Source organism: Corallococcus sp. CA047B (genome assembly GCF_003612065.1).
GTDB lineage: Bacteria > Myxococcota > Myxococcia > Myxococcales > Myxococcaceae > Corallococcus > Corallococcus praedator.
Genome location: NZ_RAWD01000168.1, coordinates 1 through 20697 on the forward strand (window position 1 = coordinate 1; position 20697 = coordinate 20697).

The following is a 20697-nucleotide window of genomic DNA, read 5'->3' on the forward strand; positions in this document are numbered from 1 at the left end:
GTGGGGTGGGGTTCGGCGCTCAAGGGGGCGTCAGACGGCGCGGCCGACGGCGAACAGGCTCATGCCCACCGGCAGCGTCACCTGCTGCTCGGCCTGGGCGAACAGGGGCGCCAGCGTGTCGTAGAGCTTCAACTGGAGCTTGGGCACCGCGCGGCGGCGCAGCAGGCGGCTGTTGACGAACCAGCCCGGCAGGCCGACCAGGTTCATCCACTCCAGCGTGTCCACGCGGAAGCCGTTCTCCTCCAGCACCGCGCGCAGGGTGGCGGGCGTGTAGCGGCGGTAGTGGCCCACCGCCTCGTCGATGGCGCCGAAGAGCTGCGGCAGCGCCGGCACGAGGATGAGCACGCGGCCGTCCGGCTGCAGAATCTGGCGGAAGCGGCGCACCGCGGACGCGTCGTCCGGGATGTGCTCCAGCACGTTGGACAGCACGATGGTGTCCAGCTTCTCCGCCTGGAGCGACTCCCAGTCCGCGAGCGCCACGTCGGACAGGTAGGGGCGCACGTGGGGCTTGCCGCGGAAGAGGTTCTTCAGGCGGTCCACGTAGAAGCGCTCCACCTCCAGCGCGACCAGCATGTCGCAGCCGGCCTCCAGCTCGCGGGTGATGGTGCCGATGCCGGCGCCAATCTCCAGCACGCGGCGGCCCATGTGCTCGCGGAAGCGGCGGCCCAGCCACTGGTTGTAGTGGGTGGCGCCGTCCATGCGCTCCAGGGTGGAGTAGCCCTCGTGCTGGTTGTCCGCGTCGTCGCGCACGGTGGCGTAGCGCACCAGGGTGCGCAGGCGGGCCAGGTGCGCGGAGGCCGGGCGGCGCGGCACGGCCTGCAGCGGGGGGAGGGCCACTTCCGTGAGGCGGAAGAGCTGCGCGGCCATCTTCACCACCAGCTCCGCGTCCACCGCGTCGTCGTCGCTGGTGAGCTGGATGGAGCGCAGCGCGTCCGTGCGGAAGGCGCGCAGGCCGGTGAGCGGATCCGCCAGGGCCACGTCGGTGACGAAGCGGGTGATGCCCCCCAGGGCGCGCTCGGCCAAGAGCTCCGCGGAGTTGCCGGGGCGGCGGCCGAAGACGCCGTCGGCGGTGTCGTCGCGCAGGGGCTGCACCAGCGCGGCGTAGCTGTCCGGCGAGTAGGCGGCGTCCGGATCCTGGAGCACGGTCATGCTGCCGGTGACGTGGGGGAGCGCGGCGCGGATGGACGCTCCCTTGCCCCCCTGGGCCGGAAGGACGTGGACGTTGGGACCGGGCGTCACATCCACCGGCCCTTCTCCGGCGAGGACGACCTGGGCCTGACCCGCGAGGGCCTGGGCGAACCGCGCGGCCGCGGCGGCGGTCTTCGGCGTGTAGGGGAGGACCACGGAGAGGGCTGCGACCATGGTGCGGCTCACTACCACAGGCGCTCTCACGGCGCGCGTTCGTGGATCGGACCGGATGGACGAGGAGCGTCCAGGCTGAGTCGGTGTGATGGACAACCCGCCCGGGCCGATGCACGCTCCGGCCGTTGTTCACCCTGTGCGATGTGGGTGCAGGTCGGGGTCCGGATGCCGGGCCGCTGAAGCCGCCCCGCGGCAGCCCCCCTTCTGGAGAGACGCGACGTGGAAGGAACGGTGTTGGACCCGGCCGGAGGTGCTCCCGGCGCGACGTCCGCGAGCGTGATGCACCGGGCGCGGGGACTGTGGCGCAGGCGGTGGGTGATGCTCGGGGTGGCGCTGGCCGTCACCGCGCTCACGGCGGCCTGGACGTTGCGTCAGCCGCGCATCTACGCGGCCAGCACGTCGCTCATCATCGACGTCACCGCGCCGCGCATCCTCGACGGCGAGGTGAAGGAGGTGATGGGGGAGGAGCGCAGCAACTACTGGTTCAACAAGGAATACACCGGCACGCAGAGCGAGGTCATCACCTCGCGCGCGGTGGCCAGCCGCGTGGTGGACCGGCTGGGGCTGGCCAACGACTCGGGCTTCCTGGGCCTGCCGGCGAACCTGGATGAGAAGACGCGCGTGCAGGCGATGCAGGGCGCGGACGCGGTGGGCCTGTTGCGCTCGCGCATCCTGGTGGTGCCCGGCAAGGACTCGCGGGTGATGAACATTGGCGTGGAGGACGTGGACCCCAAGCGCGCGGCGCTGCTCGCCAATGAGGTGGCCGCCGCGTACATGGCGGAGAACCAGGCCCTCAAGATGCGCGTCACGGACGAGGCGCGCACGTGGCTGGAGGTCCGCCGGGACGAACTGGGCCGCGAGGCGAAGGCCGGCGAGCTGGCCGTCTACGACCTGAAGAAGGACGCGGACATGCTGTCCACGTCGCTGGAGTCGCGGCTCTCCATCGTCAGCGAGCGCATCAACTCCTACAACCTGAAGCTCACCGAGGTGCGCACGCGCATCGCGGCGCAGCAGGCGCGCGTGGACGCCATCCACCAGCTGCGCAAGGCCGCCGGCGAAGACGAGACGTGGGCGGAGGCCGTGCCCGGCGCCAAGGACGGGCCCATCCAGGACATGAAGACGCGCTACGGCGAGCAGAAGGTCGCGTGCGCGGAGCTGTCGGAGCGCTACCTGCCGGAGCATCCGAAGCTCTTGGAGTGCAACCGCAAGCTGGAGGTGGTGCGCGAGGACCTGCTCAAGAGCCTGGCCAACGTGGTGCGCTCGGCGGAGATGCAACTGGTGGAGGTGAAGGGCGAGGAGCGCAACCTCAACAAGCTCTTGGATGAGACCAAGGCCGAGGCCTTCGTCGTGAACAAGAAGGCCATCGAGTACGGGCAGCTCCAGCGCGAGTCGGACGACAACCAGCGGCGCTACGAGGACGTGCTCAAGCGCCTCAAGGACGTGGAGCTGTCGGGCCTCTTGCGCACGAGCAACGTGCGCGTGCTGGACGAAGCGCGGCCGTCGATGGTGCCGGTGCGGCCGCACACGCGGCGCAACCTGATGGTGGGCTGGGTGATGGGCCTGCTCATGGGGCTGGCCGCGGCGGTGCTGCTGGAGTTCATGGAGAACACCGTCGCGTCGCAGGCGGACGTGGAGGACGGGCTGGGGCTGGCGTTCCTGGGCGTGGTGCCGCGCATGGAAGGCGGCCGGGAGCCGGGCGAGCGCGACCTGTACGTGCACCGCTCGCCGCGCTCGGCGGTGGCGGAGTGCTGCCGCGCGGTGCGCACGAACCTGCTGTTCATGTCGCCGGATGAGCCCTTCAAGACGCTGGTGGTGACCTCCAGCGGTCCGCAGGAAGGCAAGTCCACGACGTGCATCAACCTGGGCGTGGCCATGGCCCAGAGCGGCAACCGCGTGCTGCTGCTGGACACGGACATGCGCAGGCCCCGGCTGCACCGCGCGTTCGGCGTGCCCAACGACGCGGGCATCAGCTCGCTGGTGGTGGGCGAGGGGTCGCTGGACAAGGCGGTGAAGAGCACGGAGGTGCCCAACCTCTTCGTGCTGCCGTGTGGCCCGCTGCCGCCGAACCCGGCGGAGCTGCTGCACACGCGGGCCTTCAAGGACCTGCTGCGCGCGGCGTCGGAGAAGTTCGACCGCGTCATCCTGGACAGCCCGCCGCTCAACGCCGTGGTGGACGCGGCGGTGCTGGCCACGCAGGCGGACGGCGTGGTGATGGTGTTCAAGGCGGGCAGGACGGACCGGGGCGCGGCGAAGCGCGCGCTGCGCTCGCTGGCGGACGTGCAGGCGCGCATGTTCGGCGCCATCCTCAACGACGTGGACCTGCGCAAGCCCCGGTACGGCGACACGTATCTGGGCTACCAGGGCTACGGCCCGACCCAGGACGCACCGAAGAAGGGCGGGGTGGCGTCGTCGTGACGGGCGCGGGCCTGCGGGTGCTGCACCTGGGGAAGTTCTACCCTCCGGCCTCCGGTGGCATGGAGGCGCACGTGCGGACGCTGGCGCGGGCGCAGGCCGCGCTGGGCGCGCAGGTGGAGGTGCTGTGCGCGAACCACTCCGTGGATGGCACCGGCACCAGCCACGAGTTCCACGGCCGCAGCCCCACGCGCGAGGAATGGGACGGCGCGGTGCGCGTGGTGCGGCTGGGACGGCTGGCGTCCGTCGCGCGCATGGACGTGATGCCGGCGCTGCCGGTGGCGCTGCGTCGCGCGCTGGCGCGGGGCGTGGACGTGGTGCACCTGCACGTGCCCAATCCGTCCATGGTGCTGGCGCTGGATGCGGTGCCGCGCCTGCCCGCCGTGGTGGTGACGCACCAGAGCGACGTCATCCGCCAGAAGGTCGCGGGCGCGCTCTTCCGTCCCTTCGAGTGGATGCTGTACGCCCGCGCGGCGCGGCTGCTGGCCACGAGCGACGCGTACGTGCGCGGCTCGTCGCTGCTCTCCACGTTCAAGTCGAAGGTGCGGGTGCTGCCGCTGGGCATCGAGCTTGAGCCGTACCTGCACCCTTCGGCCGAGGCGCGCGAGGCCCGCGCGCGGTGGACGGCGGAGGCCGCGGGGGGACCGCTGTGGCTGATGGTCGGGCGGCTCGTCTACTACAAGGGCCTGTTCACGGCGCTGGAGGCGCTGGTGCACGCGCCGGGGCGGCTGGTCGTCGTGGGCGAAGGACCGCTGGCCGCGGAAGGCCGTGAGCGGGCGCGGGCGCTGGGCATCGAGGACCGCGTGACGTGGGCGGGCTACCTGTCGCCGGAAGCGCTCGCGGGCGCGTTCCGGGCCGCCACCGCGCTGTGGTTCCCGAGCAACGCGCGCAGCGAGGCGTATGGCCTGTCGCAGGTGGAGGCGCTGGCGAGCGGTCTTCCGGTGATCAACACCGCCATCCCGGGCTCCGGTGTGGCGTGGGTGAGCATGCACGAGCGCACCGGGCTCACGGTGCCCGTGGGCGATGCGCGGGCGCTGGCGGCGGCGGCGCGCCGGCTGGTGGAGGAGCCCGGACTCCGGGAGCGGCTGGGTCGTGGGGCGCAGGAGCGCGCGCGGGCGGAGTTCGCCCATGACGTGATGGCGTCGCGCAGCCTGGACCTGTACGCGGAGGCGCTCGGGCGCAGTCCCCTGGTGGATGCGCGGCCTCCGGTGTCGGTCCCGCACGTCGCGGGCGGGGGTTGAGGCCCGACCCCATGCGCGTGCTGCACGTGTCCAGCGGCAACCTGTACGGCGGCATCGAGACGTTCCTGCGCACGCTGGCGCTCGCGGGGGCGCGGCGCGGTGGGGGCGTGGAGCACGCGTTCGCGCTGTGCTTCGAGGGCCGCATCGCGGAGGAGCTGCGCTCGGCGGGCGCCGCGCTGCACCTGCTGGGGCCCGCGAAGGTGAGCCGTCCCTGGTTGGTGTGGGAGGCGCGCCGCGCGTTGATGGCCCTGCTGAAGCGCGAGGTGTTCTCCGCGGTGGTGTGTCACGCGGCGTGGCCGCAGGCGCTCTTCGGGCCGGTGGTGCGCACTGCCGGGGTGCCGCTCCTCTTCTTCCAGCATGACGCGCTCACGGGCGAGCACTGGGTGGAGCGCTGGGCGCGCGTCACCGAGCCTCGGCTGGCGCTGTGCAACAGCCGCTACACCGCGGCCACGCTGGCCCGGGTGTACCCGCGCACGCCGTGGCGCGTGCTCCATCCTCCCGTGCCGGAGGGCGGCGCCGGGCTCACCGCTTCGGAGCGCGCTTCGCTCCGAGGTGAGCTGGGTGCGGGCGCGGAGGACGTCGTCATCGTCCACGCCAGCCGGATGCAGGAGTGGAAGGGCCAGCGGCTGCTGCTGGAATCGCTGGGCCGGCTGCGACAGGTGCCGGGCTGGAAGGCGTGGTTCGCGGGCGGGGCGCAGCGACCGGAGGAGGTCGCGTACGAAGAGGGCTTGAAGGCCCAGGCCGCGCTGCTGGGGCTCTCCGACCGGGTGCGCTTCCTGGGGCAGCGCTCGGATGTGCCCCGGCTGCTGCGCGCGGCGGAGGTGCACTGTCAGCCGAACACCGGACCGGAGCCCTTCGGCCTCGCGTTCGTGGAGGCGCTGTACGCCGGGCTTCCCGTGGTCACCACCGCGCTGGGCGGGCCGCTGGAGATCGTCGATGCGTCGTGCGGCGTGCTGGTGCCTCCGAAGGCGGAGGCGCTGGCGCAGGCGCTGCGGAGCCTCATCGAGGATGGGGAGACCCGGCGGAAGCTGGGCCTTGGCGGACCCGCGCGGGCGCAGGCGCTGAGTGCTCCGTCCGCGTTCCTGGAGGCGCTGGAGGCGGCGGTGCGCTCCGTGGTTACGGAGCCCCTGTCATGAAGGGGGCCCGTCCCGTGGCCTCCGGGCGTCCCGGCCTGCGGGGACCCGGCGTGCTGCACCAGCGGTACGTGCGACGCGTGCCCGAAGCGCCCGTGCAGGGGGCTCCGGCTCCGACGGCGCCCACCGGATTCTTCGGCTCGGGCCGGGTGGTGGTGGCCTTCATCGCGCTGCTGTTCGGCTGTCAGCTCGCGCTGCTGTTGGAGGCGCTGTCTCCGCTGCGGGTGGTGTTCCGCATCCTGGCGTTCGGCACGAGCCTCGCGCTGCTGGCGCTGGTGAAGGGGCGCCGCATCAAGCATCCGGCGATGCCCTTCCTGCTGGCGTACGTGGGCGTGACGGCGCTCAACTTCTTCCACCCCGGCACCACCAGCCCGCTGGCGGCGGCGGCGCAGGTGGGCATCCAGGCCTCCGTCTTCGCGCCGTTGTTCTGGGCCAGCCGGCTGCGCATGGACGAGAAGATGTTCCGGCGCGTCGTCCTGTTGCTCTTCCTGTTCAACATGGCGAGCGCGACGATGGGCGTGCTGCAGGTGTACTTCCCCGGCCGCTTCCAGCCCGCGCTGTCCTCGGTCGTCGAGGGCCAGGGCGAGGGCTACATCCGCAGCCTCCAGTTCGAGACGGCCAGCGGTGCACGCGTCTTCCGGCCCATGGGCCTGACGGACCTGCCGGGTGGCGCGGCCACCGGTGCCTTCTACGCGGTGCTGCTGGGCGGCGCGTTGCTCTTGAGTCGTCAGGACACGTGGAAGCGCGTGCTGGGCGTGGGCGGTATCGGCGTGGGTCTGGTGAGCCTGTACCTGTGTCAGGTGCGCGCGGCGGCGGTGACGCTGCTGGTGTGCATGCTCGCCATGGGGCTGGTGCTGATGGTGGGCGGCCGGCTGATGCGACTGGCGGTGCTGGGCGGTGTCGTGGGTGGGCTCGCGGTGGTCGCCTTCGGCTGGGCGGTCGCGGTGGGCGGCGACGCGGTGCTGGCGCGCTGGAGCACCCTCACCGCGTCGGATCCCAGTCAGGTGTACCAGGGCAACCGGGGCCACTTCCTGGAGGACACCTTCGGGGAGCGCCTGCCGGAGTATCCGCTGGGCGCGGGGCTGGGCCGCTACGGCATGGCCAACGCCTACTTCGGCGACAACAGCGACCGCGAGTACCCGCCGCTGTGGGCGGAGATCCAGTGGTCGGGGTGGGTGTTCGACGGCGGGTTCCTGGCCATCCTCTTCTATCCGCTGGCCCTGCTGGTGACGATGGTGTGGGGCTTCCGGGTGGCCATCCGGCGCGAGGACTCGGCGGGTGAGTTCTGGCTGTGGGGCAGCTTGTTGTTCGCCTATGACCTGGGCGCGGTGGCCCTCACCTTCAGCTATCCGTTCTTCATGAGCCAGATGGGCATGGAGTTCTGGCTGCTCAACGCGGCGTTCTTCAGCGCGTACTGGAATCGGAATGCGGCCGTACACGCTCATCGCCGGTGACTTCGTCTCCACCGGAGGCATGGACCGGGCGAACCTCGCGCTGGCGGACTGGCTCGCGCGTCGCGGCGGGCCGGTGCGGCTGGTGGCGCACCGGGTGGAGGACTCGCTGCTGCGCTACCCCAACGTGCGCTTCATCCGCGTGCCCAAGCCCGCGAATGCGTACCTGCTGGGCGAGCCGTTGCTTGATGCGGTGGGGCGCTTCTGGGCCACGCGCACGCTGGCGGAGGGCGGGCAGGTGGTGGCCAACGGCGGCAACTGCGTGGTTCCCGCGGCCAACTGGGTCCACTACGTCCACGGTGCGCATGCGCCGCAGCCCGTGGGCAATCCGCTGCGCCGGCTCAAGGGCCAGGTGAGTCACCGCATGTACCTGCGGCGTGAGCAGCGCGCGCTGCGGAGCGCGAGGATCCTCATCGCGAACTCGGAGCGCACGCGGCAGGACCTGATGGCCGCGACAGGCGTCGAGCCTTCGCGGGTCCACGTCGTCTACCTGGGGGGCGAGCCGACGCGCTTTGCGTCCACATCCCCGTCGCTCCGGCGTGAGGCCCGGGCGTCGCTGGGCTGGCCCGAGGAGCGGCGCGTGGCGCTGTTCGTGGGCGCGCTGGGTGACCAGCGAAAGGGCTTCGACACGCTCTTCCACGCGTGGGTCCGACTGTGCGCGGTGAAGGCGTGGGACGTGGACCTGTACGTGGTGGGAACGGGCGCGCAGCGGGATGCCTGGGAGCGCGAGGCGCGGCTGCGAGGGCTGGGGGAGCGCGTCCGGTTCCTGGGCTTCCGCAAGGATGTGCCCCGCCTGCTGGCCGCCGCGGATCTGCTGGTGGCGCCCACGCGCTACGAGCCCTACGGCCTGGGCGTGCATGAGGCGCTGTGCGTGGGCATTCCCGCGCTGGTGAGTCGCTCGGCGGGCGTGGCCGAGCGCTACCCGGCTGAGCTCCAGGGGCTGCTGCTCGACTCGCCGGAGGATTCGGGGGAGTTGATGCGGCGCCTGGAGGACTGGCGGAACCGTGGTGATGCGTTGGCGCCCGCCGTCGCGGCGGTGTCGTCCACGCTGCGCGCCTGGACGTGGGATGCGATGGCGGAGGCGCTGGTGGCCCGGCTGGAGGCTTGAGCTTCCGGCTCAGGCGCGGCGCTGGAGCACTTCCTCAAAGAAGTCGAGGTGTGCTCGCGCCACCACCGGCCAGGCGAAGTGGGACAGCGCGCGCTCACGGCCCTTCCTGCTCTGTTCGCGACGCATCGATGGATTCTCCAGCAGGTCCGCGAGCGCTCGGGTCCACTCGGGGACGTTCGCTTCTGGCAGGACCTGTCCGGCATCGCCCACCGTGAAGGGCACCTCGCCGGAATCGCTGCCGAGCACGGGCACTCCGCACGCGAAGGCCTCCGCGAGCATGCGGCCGAACTGCTCCTTCCACCGGGGCGTCGTCTGACTGGGCGCGCAGAGCACGTCCATGGCATTCAGCGCCTGGGGCACTCCCGCGTGCGGCACGCCGGTGACGACGCGCACGCGGTCGGCGTGACGTGACGCCCAGTCTCGCAGCGTCGCTTCCATGGGGCCGCCACCGACGAAGAGGGCCCTCCAGGGCGTGCGCAGGGCATCGAGCGCCTCCATCAACAGGCGCACGCCCTTCTCCGGAACGAAGCGCCCCAGATAGCCCACCACCGGAGGCCCTTCCGTCTCCCAGCCGAGCTTCCTCCGGAAGTCCGCGCCCGCCGCCGCGTCCGGTCGGAACTGCTCCACGTCCACGCCCATGGGGATGAAGCGCGAGGGCCGCAGCGCGTAGTCGCGACGTGACTGGAGCGTGTCCCGCACCGTCTGTCCCCACGCGACCCAGCCCGCAGCGCGGTGCACGACGAAACGCTCGGCCTGTGCGAAGGGTGGGGGGTAGCGCTTGGTCAGGTTCTGCGCCGTGCAGAACACGAGCGGCACCCGGCGCGGCGTCAGCATCGCCACCTCCAGGCCCGACAGCACGTAGGGCTCCTCCCACGCGTGCACCAGGTCCACGCCTCGCGACAGGTGGGCGCGCAGCTCCGGGCCGTAGACGAAGCCGTGCAGGGAGCGGCTGAAGAAGGCGCGCACGGCCTCGATGTGCACGGGCTCGCCGGGTTCACGCTGGAGCACCAGCGGACTCAGGTCGCCGTGAAAGGCGCGCGGTGCCACGGCGGTGACGTCCCAGCGGCCCGCGCCCACGCGCGTCATCTCGTTGGCCAGCCGGCGGTTGAGCGTGACGACGTACGAGTGGGAGACGGTGACGAGCTTCCGGGGACGCATCACCCTTGCTCCCGTGGCACGAGCTGCCGGTACACGGCGAGGATCTCCCGAGCGTAGCGCTCGCGGGAGAAGCAGCGCACGGCGGTGTGCCGGGCCGCGGTCGCCAGTCGTCCGCGCAGGCCTTCGTCCCCGAGCAGGCGGAGCAGTGCTTCCGACAGGACCCGTGCATCACCGGGGTCGATGGCCAGCACGTCCTCGCCGTCGCGAAGTGCTTCCGCCGCGCCGCTCGTCCTGGAGACGACGGCGGCGCGCCCGCATGCGAGCGCCTCCGCGATGGTGAGGCCGAAGGGTTCGCGGCGGGTGCTGGCGTGCACGAAGACCTCCAGGGCGCGGTACACGCGGGCGGGGTCGGCTTGAAAGGGCACCAGCCCCACGCGCCCGGTGAGGCCGTGGCGTTCAATCTGTTCGCGCAGCTCCGTGTCGGTGAACTGCGAATCGGGCGTGCGGTAGAGGGGCGCGCCCACCAGGTAGAAGCGCACGGGCAGGGTGGGGGCCTGACGCGTCAGCAGCGCGGCGGCTTCCAGGAAGACGTCGTGTCCCTTCCATCGCGCATAGGTGGCGACCAGTCCCACGCGCAACGTGCCCTCGGGCGCGGGAGGCAACGCGGCCAGGGCGTCCAGGTGCGCGCCGTCACCGGGACCCGGGGAGAACCGCTCCACGTCCACGCCGTTGTGCACCACGTGCACGGGCACGTTCCCGAGCACCGTCCGCGCATCCTCACCCACGGCCTGTGAGTTCGCGATGGCCGCCGAAGCCAGGGGACGCAGCCCCGCCAGCGCGCGGCGCACGAGGGGGCGCTCGCCCAGGAAGTCATGCACGTGCCAGACGCGCGGCAGGGGCAGGCCCGCGGTGGCGGCGGTCAGCAGGTGCGTCTTGATGCCATTGGAGTGCAGCAGGTCCGGAGCCGCGTCACGCACGGCCTGCCTCAGTGCGACGCCGTAGCGTGCGAGCAGGAGCGCGGCGGGCGCGGAGTCGCGGACGAAGCGCAGCCCTCCCGCGAGTCCCTGACCCCGGAGCCCACTGTCCCCGAGCGCGGACAGTGCCGGAGGAAGGGGCAACGGCCGAGCGTCCACGCCCAGTGCTCGCGCGGCCTCCACGAGGGGTCCATCCGTGCCCACGAGCAGGTGCAGCGACAGCGCGGGGTCCAGCGTGCGCAGGCACGCGAGCAGGTCCAGCAGTGCGCGTTCGGCACCGCCCAGGATTCCCACGGGGTTGAGGAACAGGATGCGCACGCGGGGCGACCGAATCAGACCCGTCCAGGTCGGTCAAGCAATCGCAGGTAGGCGTCCAGCACGGTGCGAGCGTGGGCGCCCCAGGTGAAGCGGGCGGCCCGTGCGTGTCGTGACTCGCGCGCGGGCGCGGGCCGACGACCGGTGAGCAGCGCATCCACCACGCTCGTCCAGTTCTCCACGTCGCCCACCGGGCAGTAGGTGCAGGCGTCGGCCCCCACTTCCCGCAGCACCGGCAGGTCGCTGGCCACCACGGGCGCGCCACACGCCAGGGCCTCGATGACGGGCAGGCCGAAGCCCTCCGCTTCACTGGGGACCAGCACGGCGCTCGCGCGTCGGTAGAGGCCCGCGAGGGTCGGCCGCTCCTGTCGCGGTGGTTGCACCAGCGCGCCTTCCAGCCCGAGCCGCTTCACCTGCGCCCGCTGTGCCGCGTCCAGCGCGCCGCCCTGCTGGACCAGCATGAGGTCCGGATGCTTCGTGCGCAGCGCCGCGAAGACGTCGAAGAGGACGTCCAATCGCTTGCGGCGGATGGCGCTTCCCACGTGCAGCAGGTACGGCCTGCCATGCAGCGGTGCGAGCACGGCGTCGCTGTTGTCCCCGGGAACGGGTTCGGCCCGGTACTCGGGAGACACGCCGTACGGTGCCCACACCAGCCGGTCCTCGGGCACCACTCCGTGCGTGAGCAGTTCCGAGCGCACCGCCTGCGTGCTGTGGAACACGATGGCCGCACGCTCCAGCCCCTTCAGCGTGGTGCGCGCCATCAAGCGGAACCATGACGGTCTTGGGTCGCGGTGCGGTTCGAGGACGGAGCGGAAGGCGTCCAGGTCGTGGCAGAAGACGCCGGTGCGCTCCGAGGGCAGCGCATGCACGAGCTGCGCGTAGGTGTGATCCACGACGTGGAATGCTTCGTGCGCCCGGCGCTCCCGGAGCAACCGCGCCGGGTAGAGCCCGAAGCGGGTGATTAGCCGGTCCGCGTTGAAGGCCGCGTTGCGCGTGCCCACGCGGGGCAGGCGGCGCACGGCGTGGGGCATGGGCGGACGCAGGCGGGTGACGGTGACTTCCCGGGGCAGGGCGGACAGGTGCTCCAGCAGCGCCTCGCCCACGAGGTCCATGCTGGGCCAGCCCTCCTCGCGTGGATCCATCAGGAGGGCCAGTCGCGGCGGGGACGCATGGGCGCTCACGGCATTCCTCCCGGAGGCTTCCGCAAGAGCGCTTCCACCGTGCGCTCCAGCGCGAAGTGCTCGCGGTAGATGCGCGCGGCGTGCTCCCCCAACGCCCGGCGGGCTTCGTCCTGCGAGAGCAGGTGCTCCGTGGCGTCCACCAGGGCCGATGGCGCCGTGCCTTCCACCAGCGCCACGGGAAGCAGCTCGCGCCACAGGGGCTCCGTGAGATGGCCCGTGTTCGTGACCAGGGGGACGCCCAGGCCCAGGCCCGCCATCGCGCTGCCCCTGCGCGTGCTGACGCCATCCGGATACGGTTGCACCAGCACATCGCAAACCCGCAGGAAGGCCGCGGCCTCGCCCGGCGAGAGCGCGTCGCGGGCCTGGAGGCGGGCCGCCACGTCCGGACGTCGTCGCACCACGGCCTCCATGAACGCGCGGCTGCCCCGGCCCAGCAGCAGCCCCTGCCTCCGCGGATCCGCGCGCAGCACGGAGACGAGCACCGACTCCAGCGGCCCCACGATGGCCGAACCGTACGTGCCGAAGTGGCCCACCACCGGCCCCTCGGGCAGGGACGCCCTCGCCCGGAGCACGTCCACGGCGGACACCTCCGTCGGGAGGTTGCTGGGCACGGGACGCCATTCGGTGCGCTGCTTCGCCCTGGCCGACAGGTGCTCCGCCCACGTCGGGATGGAGACGAAGCTCCGGTCCGCGGACTCCGCCACCAGCCGCAGCATCACCCGCGTGGTCGCGGCCAGCACATGGTGCCGCCAGGGCGCGTGGAGGCTCCACGGGTAGACGACCTCGTGGAAGAACACCTGCCGCTCGTCCTTCCTCCGCGCGGCGAACCACGCGCAGAACGGGACGTTCATCGCCTTCAGTCCCAGCGCGTGCGGCACGTACTGGAGCAGCAGCCTTCGCGGCCCGGGGCACGCATCCAGCTCGCGCGACAGCGCCCGCAGGTCGCCCGGGGAGAACCGCCCCGGCGCGCGGTGGACCGTCACCCCGTCCTCCGTCACGACCCCCGACGGGCCCGGCGCCCACACGTGGACCTGCTCGCCCGCGCGCACCAACGCGTCAGCGATGAGCCGGGTGTAGTCCGCGACGCCGCCCACCATCGGAGGGTACTCGCCCGAGAGCAGATGCCAGGTGGGGAGGGAGGCAGGCACGCGGGCGTCATCCGGGAGCGGCGGTCCGACACGCCGGGTCCGTCCCGGCGGGGTGCCCGACTCTTAACCGCTTCACGTGTCGGGCGGGAAGCCATGTCGCCTCCGGGGGCGCGGGTTATCATCCGGCTCCTTCCGCTCCCGGGTGGCATGCCCCTCTTCTCCGTCGTCATTCCGACCTACAACCGGGCCTCGCTCCTGGAAGAGACGCTGGCCTCGGTCTTCGCCCAGACGCTGACGGACCATGAGGTCATCGTCGTGGACGATGGCTCCACCGACGGGACGCCCGCGCTGCTCGCCCGCTACGGCGAGCGCGTTCGCGTGTTCCGTCAGGACAACGCGGGGCAGGGCGTGGCTCGCAACCTGGGCATCCGCGAGGCCCGTGGCGAATACGTGGCCTTCCTCGACAGCGACGATCTGTGGCCGCCCTGGACGCTGGCGGCGTTCCAGCAGGCCCTCCAGGAGCACGGCCGCCCCACGCTGGTGATGGGCCGGGCCCGCTCCTTCCAGTCACCCGGCGAGCTGTCGGACCTGGAGTCCGGGCCCTTCGTCGCGCGGTCCTTCGCGGACTACCTGGCCAGCGCGGACGCGACGTTCATCCGCACCGCGTGCGCGGTGGCCGTGCGCACCGAAGCGCTCCGCCGGGTGGGTGGCTTCAGCGCGAAGCGGATCAGCTCCGAGGACTACGACCTGCTGTACCGCCTGGGCGTCGAGCCCGGCTTCGTCTACGTGGAGTCCCCGGTGACGCTGGGCTACCGCCAGCACGCGGAGTCGTCCTCGCGCGACCTCGACCGGGGTTACGAGGGCACCCTGTTCCTGCTGTCCCAGGAGGGACACGGGCGCTACCCGGGAGGCGCCGCGCGTCGCCGGGAGCGGCTGGCCATGCTCCTCTTCGGCCTGCGACACGTGACGCACTGGCTGCTCGAACACGGCCGGCGCCGTCAGGCCCTGACGCTGTACGCGCGCGGCCTGCGCTTCCACCGTGCGCTGCCCCGGTGGAGATACTTGCTGGGGTTTCCGCCCTGGGTGCTCGCGAAGTCGCTCCGGCCCCGTCGCTGAAGCCGGCGCGCGTTCAGCTTCCCGCGACTTCGGGAGGCGGGGCCGCGCGAGGACGCCGCAGGGCCCGGAGCCGGTGCCGCATGGGCTCCTCTACGTGTCGGAAGAGCACCACGGAGACGCCCACGGCCACGGGCGCGAAGAGCAGCGCGAGCACGTTGTGGGGCAGCCCCAGCGTGCGCGTGTTCAACGCCAGCGCGTAGTTCATCAGCGAGCCGTGGGTCATGTAGAGCGCGTAGCTGGCGCCCCCCAGCAGCACCATTGCCCGCGTTCCCAGTCCCAGCCCCCGGCCCACGAGGCCGCTCGCGAGCAGGTAGATGCTCGCGGTGAACAGCGGCACCAGCACGGCGGACTGCACCAGCGGTGACGGAGCTTCCGGCAGCCGCATCAGCCCCGCCGCCAGCCCGCCGCCGATGAGCACGAAGGCCACTGTCCGTGCCCACGCACGCGCCGTCAGGTGCTCCCGCCGGCAGAACACCAGCCCCAGGCACAACCCGATGAGGAACTCCGGCAGCCGCGCGAGCGGAATGGCTTCAGAAGAGATCAACCCCCAGACCCGCAGGAACGTCGCGAGCACTCCACCGGAATCGGTCAGCCGCGCCGCCGCGTCGGCGGCGAGCATGGGCGTGATGCCTAGCAGCCACGCGCCGGCCGCGAGCGCCGTGAGCACCCGGGTGCTTCGCCGTGCGAGCCACGGGCCCACGAGCGGGAAGAGCAGGTAGAAGAACGCCTCCACCGACAGCGTCCACGCGACGATGTTCCACGTGGGCCGGTGCAGCGTCAGCCAGCCTTGCGTGAGCGTGAGCGTCGCGCCGGTGATGCGCAGCAGCTCGCCCGTGCTCGCGGGTGGATCCGCCATGTGGACGGCGCGCACGAACATGGGCACGTCCACCAGCAGCGACACCAGATACACCGGATACAGCCTCGCGAAGCGCGCGCGGTAGAAGGCCCTCCACGTGCCCTTCATCCCGCCGCCGTCTTCCAGATAGGTGTACGCGAGGATGAAGCCGGACAGGATGAAGAACAGGCTGACGGTGGAGAAGCCCGCGCCGATGAGCCGTCCGATGCCCGAGGGCAGCGCCGGGGAGCACGGCGCGCAGTAGCAGTGGTAGCCCAGCACGCCCATCGCCGCGAGGAAGCGCAGGCCGGTGAGGGCGGGCAGCGCGGGGCGTTCCGCCACGGCGCTCACGGGGCGGCCTTCCGTCCGCGCACGTGCGCCACGACGGCGCGCACCTCGCCCACCAGCGACAGCCCCCGCCGGGAGCGTTCCCGCGCGAGCACCAGCACCGCCAGCATCCCGGTCCCCACCAGCGCCTGCACGAGCAGCCCGTACTGTCCGCTGGCGAAGCGCGACAGGCCCACCGCGAACGCGAGCAGCGCGCCCACCGTGAGGAACGGCTCCAGCACCTGGAACTCCAGACCGGACAGGTGCGGGTTTCTCCGAGCCACCAGCCACGCGCTCAGGCACAGCTCCGTGAGCGTGATGGCCGTGGCCGTGACGCCGATGCCCACGATGCCCCAGTGCATCACCGCCAGCGTGCCCAGCCCGCAGCGCAGCAGGCTGGAGCCGATGAGCACGTACACCCGCTCGCGCGCGTGGCCGCTGGCGTTCTGCTGCGAGTTCAGCAGCCCGTGCACGGCCTGCATCGCGCCCTCCAGCATGAACCACTGCACCAGCGCGGCCGCCGGGCTCCAGCGCTCGCCGAAGAGGGTGGGGATGAGGAAGGGCAGCGCGATGACGCCGAAGGGCACGAGGATGCAGAGCACCGCGCTGATGCGGCGGATGGACGTGCGCAGGTACTCCGCGAGCCCCTCCGCGTCCTGCTGCATGCGGCTGTAGGCCGGATACGCCACGCGGTTGAGCACGCTGCTGAGCGCCAGCGGCACGGAGGCCAGCGCCCACGCCCAGTTCACCAGCCCAACCGCGTCCTTGCCCTCCAGGCGCCCCACCACGAGCGGAATCCATCCGCCCAGGATGGCGGGCACGATGCCGTTGAGCTGGAACCAGATGCCGAAGCCGAGCAGTCGCTTGACGATGTCCCAGCGCACCTTGCCGCGCGGACGCCACGCCGCCGCGGCCCACAACATCCCCAGCCCCACCGCGCCGCGCACCAGCCCGCCGCCGATGAGCGCCCACGGGCCCCAGTGCAGCGCGGCCAGGAGGATGGTGGCCGCCGTCTGCGCGACGCTCTCCACCAGCTCCGCGCGCGCGATGGCGGGGAAGTGGAGGTTTCGCTCCAGCATCATGATGGGGATGACGCGCAGCGAGTGGAAGAACAATCCCAGCGCCACGGCGCACACCATGAGCGCACCGGAAGACCCCAGGTCGTAGGAGCGTGCGATGAGCGGAGCGAACCCCAGCAGCACCGCCACGATGGCGACGGTGAAGCCCTGGTGGCTCCAGAACGCGGTGCTGATTTCATCCTCGGTGGGTTCGTGCTGCTGGCGCACCAGCGAAGCACTGAGGCCCAGGTCGCCCAGGTACGCGCCCATCGCGGCGGTGAAGGCCACGATGGCGAAGGCGCCGTAGTCGGACGGGAAGAGCAGGCGCGACAGGGCGAGCGAGCTCACCACGCGCAGGCCCAGGGAGCCGAGCGTCCGGAGGCCCAGGGCGACGATGGAGCGTTGGGCCCGGACCTTCACGTCCGAGGTGCCCAGCTCCGGTGCGGAGGTGGAGGGACTGCTCATGGAAGAGACGTGAGCGTATATGCGGCCTCGCGTCCGGCGAACAGGGCCCGGCGCAAGGAGCTGCGTTCGCGCGCCGGAAGGCAGGGCCTGTCCGGAGCCCCGGAGGGCGGCCGGGCAGTCGCGGGGGTGCTCGGTGTGATGGCCGTGGCCACGGCCCGCGCTGCGCAGATTGAGCGGGTGCGGCGATGGGTGCCGCCAATCCACGGGGGCGGGACATGGCTGAGACTTCGGTGAACCGCGGGAACGGGACGGAGAAGGGCCCGTTGAACGACCGGGCCCGCATCTGGGGAGGCATCGACCTGGGGGGCACCAAGATTGAAGCCGTCGTCGTGGATGCGCGCGGCGAGGTGCTGGGCCGCGCCCGCCACATGACGCCCTCCAAGGGTGGACCGGGCGAGGTGGTGAAGGAGCTGTACGGCACGCTGGGCGAAGCGGCGCAGACGGCGGGCATCGAGCCCGCGAAGCTCGCGGGGGTGGGCGTGGGCGCACCGGGGTCGGTGGATGCGAACAGCGGCACGCTCGCGCACGCGAGCAACGTGGCGGGTGGCTGGGACGCGCCGTACCCCATCGCGTCGGACCTGGGCGACCTCGTGGGCGGCAAGGTGGTGATGGGCAACGACGTGCAGGTGGCGGTCGCCGCCGAGTACAAGCTGGGCGCGGGCCGCGGCCACCGCTCCGTGCTGGGCGTGTGGTGGGGCACGGGTGTGGGTGGCGGCCTGGTGCTCAACGGCGTGCCGTGGCGCGGCCAGGGCTCCGCCGGTGAGATTGGCCACATGGTGGTGAAGCCCAACGGCGCGCGGTGCGGCTGCGGCCGGCGCGGCTGCCTGGAGGCCTACGCGGGCCGGGCGTCCATGGAGCGCAAGGCGCACGCGGCGGTGAAGAAGGGGGAGAAGACGATCCTCTTCGACATCATGCGCGACAAGGGCCGCACGCGGCTGTCGAGCGGCATCTGGTCGCGGGCGCTGAAGGAGAAGGACCCACTGGCGACGCGGCTCATCCACCGCGCGGTGGCGATGATGGGCGTGGCCGTCGCGTCCGTCATCAACCTGCTGGACGTGGAGGCGGTCGTCATTGGCGGGGGGCTGGGGTCGCGGCTGGGCGAGCCGTTCGTGGAGCGCATCGCCGACGCCATGCACCCGCACCTGTTCATCACGGAGCGCAAGCCCGCGCTGCGCGTGGCGGAGCTGGGCGACCTGTCCGGCGCCATCGGCGCGGCGCTGCTCGCGGGCCCGCAGATGTAGAGGGGGGGCTGGCGCGGGTGCCCATCCCTGCTGCGATGATGCGGGGATGGGGACTGCGTGGATGCGCCGGGAGCGATGGCTCGCGGTCGGGGTGATGGGCGCCCTGGCCCTGGGAAGCACGGGCTGTGGGTCGTGGAAGCGCGGCGGATCCGTCACGGACCGGATGGCGTGCTGGTTCAAGGACAGCTGCGTCGTCCACGTCCCCTGCGAGACCGTGCGCCATGACTGGCCTGCCTCGGAGGATGACGCGTACGTTGCCGAGCAGGAAAGGCAGGGCTACCCACTGCTGGTGGGGCGATTCATCGCGGGCGACGGGAAGCCATTGCCTCGGCTGGAATACGAGGTGATGTCAGCGTCGGGGATTGATGGGATGGCGGGTTGCTGGGTCGAAGGCGTCTTGAATGTCTCGAAGGATGGCTACTTCCGTGCCATCCCCACGAGCCGCCATAAGACCTACGTGCTGATCGCGATCAACGGAGGGGGCTATCACCCCACGGGTGTCTATTTCGAGAAGGACACCTGCGTGGAGATCCAGCTCGAACCCTACAAGCGGTGAGCGCTCGCGCTCATCCCTCGCGGCGGCGCATCACCGTCAGGGAGTCGTGCGTGTCCACGCACTCGAACGCGGGGTCGTGGAGGATGACGTCGCGCGTGTAGCGCGCGCTGCCCGCGGTGTTCAGCGGACGCGACGGGCTGGAGTGGGTGTCGTGCAGCGCGATGATGGCGCCCGGTGCCACCAGCGGGCTCCAGCCGGTCCAGTCTCCCTGGAGCCCTTCGTAGGTGTGGTCTCCGTCGATGAAGACGAAGTCCACCGCCGGCAGGCCCCGCTCGCGGTGCTGGCGCGCGGCATCCGCGCCGGTGGCGCGCACCCAGTCCACGCGCCCGTTGTTCACGCTGCCCACCTCGCGGTGCGCGATGAGCTGCTGGAAGCTCACGCGCAGCCGTCCCACCGGGTACGGATCCACGGCCCACAGCGTGGCGGTGGGGTCCATCACCGCGCGCAGCACGCGCGTCGTCACCCCGTGCCAGACGCCAATCTCCACCAGCCGCTGCCGTCCCGCCGCGTACCGTGCCAGACACGCGCGCTCGCCCGCCGTCGTCTGGGTCTCCGCCTGGGCCATCCCTGCCATCCAGAGGGCGAAGTGGGTGCTGACGCGCATGAATCCATCCTCGTGCCGTGGGCTCAACCGCCGATGGCGGTGATGTCCCGGCGTGCTTCCGTGAACCTCGCGAGCAGTCGGTCCCGCAGCCGCAAACACGGCAGCTCCACCGCCCGGTACGTCAGCCACGAGACTGCCAGGGTCGCGGCCAGGAAGGCCATCAATGTCAGCACCGGCGGCCCCGCGATGTCCCGCCGCTCGAAGACGCGCACGATGGGGCCGAACCACAGATAGGCCCCGTAGGACAGCGCCGACACCTGGTACGCCGGCCACCGCAGCACCGCCGGCAGGCGCAGCGACTCCATCGCGACCAACAGGCCGCTGAAGCCCACCGCCAGCCCCGCGATGAGCCATACGCCGCCCAACCCCTGCATCCGGGGGACAAATACGCCCAGACTCCCCACCACCGTCGCCAGTCCCAGCACCCCGCACAGGGCCCGTGCCCGGGAGGGCCACTGACGCCACGTCGAGGCCGTCCGGGCAAGGAAGACGCCCGCGCAGAGCCCGTCCAGGTGCTGGAACGTGGGCCACTGCAACCGCACCCAGATCTCCGACGCGTCCAGCCCCTCCGGAAGCGTGGACCGCGTGAAGAAGCGCAGGAGCAGGCTCACGGCGACGGGCACGAGCCAGGCGAAGGCCGGCCACTTGCGGCCGCCCAGCCCGAACGCCACGAGCGGCAGCAGCAGGTAGAAGTGCTCTTCCACGCACAGCGACCAGCTCTGCTCGAAGTCGCGCAGGTCGGTGAAGTTCTGGAGGAAGAGCGCGTAGTGCCAGCCGCCTCCGATGAACGGCGTACCGAACACCCACGGCTTCAGCGCATATGCGGCGAGGACGACGAAGTAGAGCGGCAGCGTGCGCATCCACCGCTTCGTCCAGAAGGTGCGCAGGTTCGCGCCCAGTCCTCCAGGCTCCTCGGGGCCGAAGACCTGCCGGCCGATGAGGTAGCCCGACAGGACGAAGAACAGGTCCACGCCCATCCACCCCAGGCTGAAGCCCATGCGCACCCAGGCCGGCAGCGCTTCCCGCGCGTTCGCGGGCGCATGGAAGGCGAGCACCGCCAGGATGGCGACGGCGCGCAGCACGTCCAGTCCCGCTCTGCGCGCGGACTCCCGGCCCGCGAGCGGATCCATCG

General features: G+C 71.9%; 17 protein-coding genes. 8 read left to right on the plus strand and 9 right to left on the minus strand.

What is annotated here, in order from left to right:
• Positions 1–30 precede the first annotated feature (30 nt).
• Entirely contained in the window at positions 31–1362 is a 1332-nt protein-coding gene (locus D7X74_RS24330) for a bifunctional glycosyltransferase/class I SAM-dependent methyltransferase (protein ID WP_120535388.1), read from the minus strand.
• Positions 1363–1581: 219 nt separating this feature from the next.
• Here D7X74_RS24330 and D7X74_RS24335 point away from each other — a divergent pair, with 219 nt between their 5' ends.
• The 5 genes from D7X74_RS24335 to D7X74_RS24355 are packed head-to-tail and all read left to right on the plus strand — an operon-like array spanning position 1582 to position 8707.
• On the plus strand, positions 1582–3777 hold the full coding sequence (locus D7X74_RS24335; RefSeq protein WP_120535389.1) for a polysaccharide biosynthesis tyrosine autokinase: 2196 nt from the start codon (positions 1582–1584) through the stop codon (positions 3775–3777).
• A 59-nt stretch (positions 3778–3836) separates the two neighbouring features.
• Positions 3837–5015 carry a glycosyltransferase gene (locus D7X74_RS24340; RefSeq protein ID WP_279637084.1) on the plus strand — a complete coding sequence of 393 codons (1179 nt, stop codon included), beginning with the start codon at positions 3837–3839 and terminating at the stop codon, positions 5013–5015.
• An 11-nt stretch (positions 5016–5026) separates the two neighbouring features.
• The gene (locus D7X74_RS24345; protein WP_120535391.1) at positions 5027–6151 is read left to right on the plus strand and encodes a glycosyltransferase family 4 protein; all 1125 of its coding nucleotides are present in this window, start codon (positions 5027–5029) and stop codon (positions 6149–6151) included.
• On the plus strand, positions 6148–7602 hold the full coding sequence (locus D7X74_RS24350; RefSeq protein WP_120535392.1) for a hypothetical protein: 1455 nt from the start codon (positions 6148–6150) through the stop codon (positions 7600–7602). Before D7X74_RS24345 ends, D7X74_RS24350 begins: the two co-directional genes overlap by 4 nt.
• Positions 7574–8707: a glycosyltransferase family 4 protein gene (locus D7X74_RS24355; RefSeq protein ID WP_233602230.1), complete on the plus strand. Its 1134-nt coding sequence runs from the start codon at positions 7574–7576 to the stop codon at positions 8705–8707. Before D7X74_RS24350 ends, D7X74_RS24355 begins: the two co-directional genes overlap by 29 nt.
• A gap of 9 nt (positions 8708–8716) precedes the next feature.
• Here D7X74_RS24355 and D7X74_RS24360 read toward each other — a convergent pair whose 3' ends face one another.
• From D7X74_RS24360 to D7X74_RS24375, 4 genes are read right to left on the minus strand one after another with little or no spacing between them, the layout of a single operon-like run.
• Positions 8717–9868: a glycosyltransferase family 4 protein gene (locus D7X74_RS24360; protein WP_120535393.1), complete on the minus strand. Its 1152-nt coding sequence runs from the start codon at positions 9866–9868 to the stop codon at positions 8717–8719.
• Positions 9865–11097 carry a glycosyltransferase family 4 protein gene (locus tag D7X74_RS24365; RefSeq protein ID WP_120535394.1) on the minus strand — a complete coding sequence of 411 codons (1233 nt, stop codon included), beginning with the start codon at positions 11095–11097 and terminating at the stop codon, positions 9865–9867. Before D7X74_RS24365 ends, D7X74_RS24360 begins: the two co-directional genes overlap by 4 nt.
• Before the next feature lie 14 nt (positions 11098–11111).
• A complete protein-coding gene (locus D7X74_RS24370) occupies positions 11112–12236 on the minus strand; it encodes a glycosyltransferase family 1 protein (RefSeq protein WP_120535403.1) in 1125 nt (374 codons plus the stop codon).
• 35 nt (positions 12237–12271) lie between these two features.
• Positions 12272–13423, minus strand: a complete 1152-nt coding sequence (locus tag D7X74_RS24375; protein ID WP_370450803.1) for a glycosyltransferase family 4 protein — start codon at positions 13421–13423, stop codon at positions 12272–12274.
• 147 nt (positions 13424–13570) lie between these two features.
• Between D7X74_RS24375 and D7X74_RS24380 the strand changes: the two genes are divergently transcribed.
• The gene (locus D7X74_RS24380) at positions 13571–14479 is read left to right on the plus strand and encodes a glycosyltransferase family A protein (RefSeq protein ID WP_120535404.1); all 909 of its coding nucleotides are present in this window, start codon (positions 13571–13573) and stop codon (positions 14477–14479) included.
• A 13-nt stretch (positions 14480–14492) separates the two neighbouring features.
• Here D7X74_RS24380 and D7X74_RS24385 read toward each other — a convergent pair whose 3' ends face one another.
• Together D7X74_RS24385 and D7X74_RS24390 are read right to left on the minus strand one after the other, a co-directional pair.
• Positions 14493–15665 (minus strand): acyltransferase, encoded by a 1173-nt coding sequence (locus tag D7X74_RS24385; RefSeq protein ID WP_120535396.1) that lies wholly within the window; start codon positions 15663–15665, stop codon positions 14493–14495.
• The gene (locus tag D7X74_RS24390) at positions 15662–17164 is read right to left on the minus strand and encodes an oligosaccharide flippase family protein (protein WP_120535397.1); all 1503 of its coding nucleotides are present in this window, start codon (positions 17162–17164) and stop codon (positions 15662–15664) included. The genes D7X74_RS24385 and D7X74_RS24390 overlap by 4 nt, the downstream gene beginning before the upstream one ends.
• 215 nt (positions 17165–17379) lie before the next feature.
• On the opposite strand from D7X74_RS24390, the gene D7X74_RS24395 reads away from it, so the two are divergent.
• Entirely contained in the window at positions 17380–18405 is a 1026-nt protein-coding gene (locus D7X74_RS24395; protein WP_120535398.1) for an ROK family protein, read from the plus strand.
• Positions 18406–18466: 61 nt separating this feature from the next.
• Entirely contained in the window at positions 18467–18961 is a 495-nt protein-coding gene (locus tag D7X74_RS24400; RefSeq protein WP_147444290.1) for a hypothetical protein, read from the plus strand.
• 10 nt (positions 18962–18971) lie between these two features.
• Here D7X74_RS24400 and D7X74_RS24405 read toward each other — a convergent pair whose 3' ends face one another.
• Positions 18972–19565, minus strand: a complete 594-nt coding sequence (locus tag D7X74_RS24405; RefSeq protein WP_120535400.1) for a class I SAM-dependent methyltransferase — start codon at positions 19563–19565, stop codon at positions 18972–18974.
• Between the two features lie 23 nt (positions 19566–19588).
• Positions 19589–20695: an acyltransferase gene (locus tag D7X74_RS24410; RefSeq protein WP_120535401.1), complete on the minus strand. Its 1107-nt coding sequence runs from the start codon at positions 20693–20695 to the stop codon at positions 19589–19591.
• Between the last annotated feature and the right edge of the window lie 2 nt (positions 20696–20697).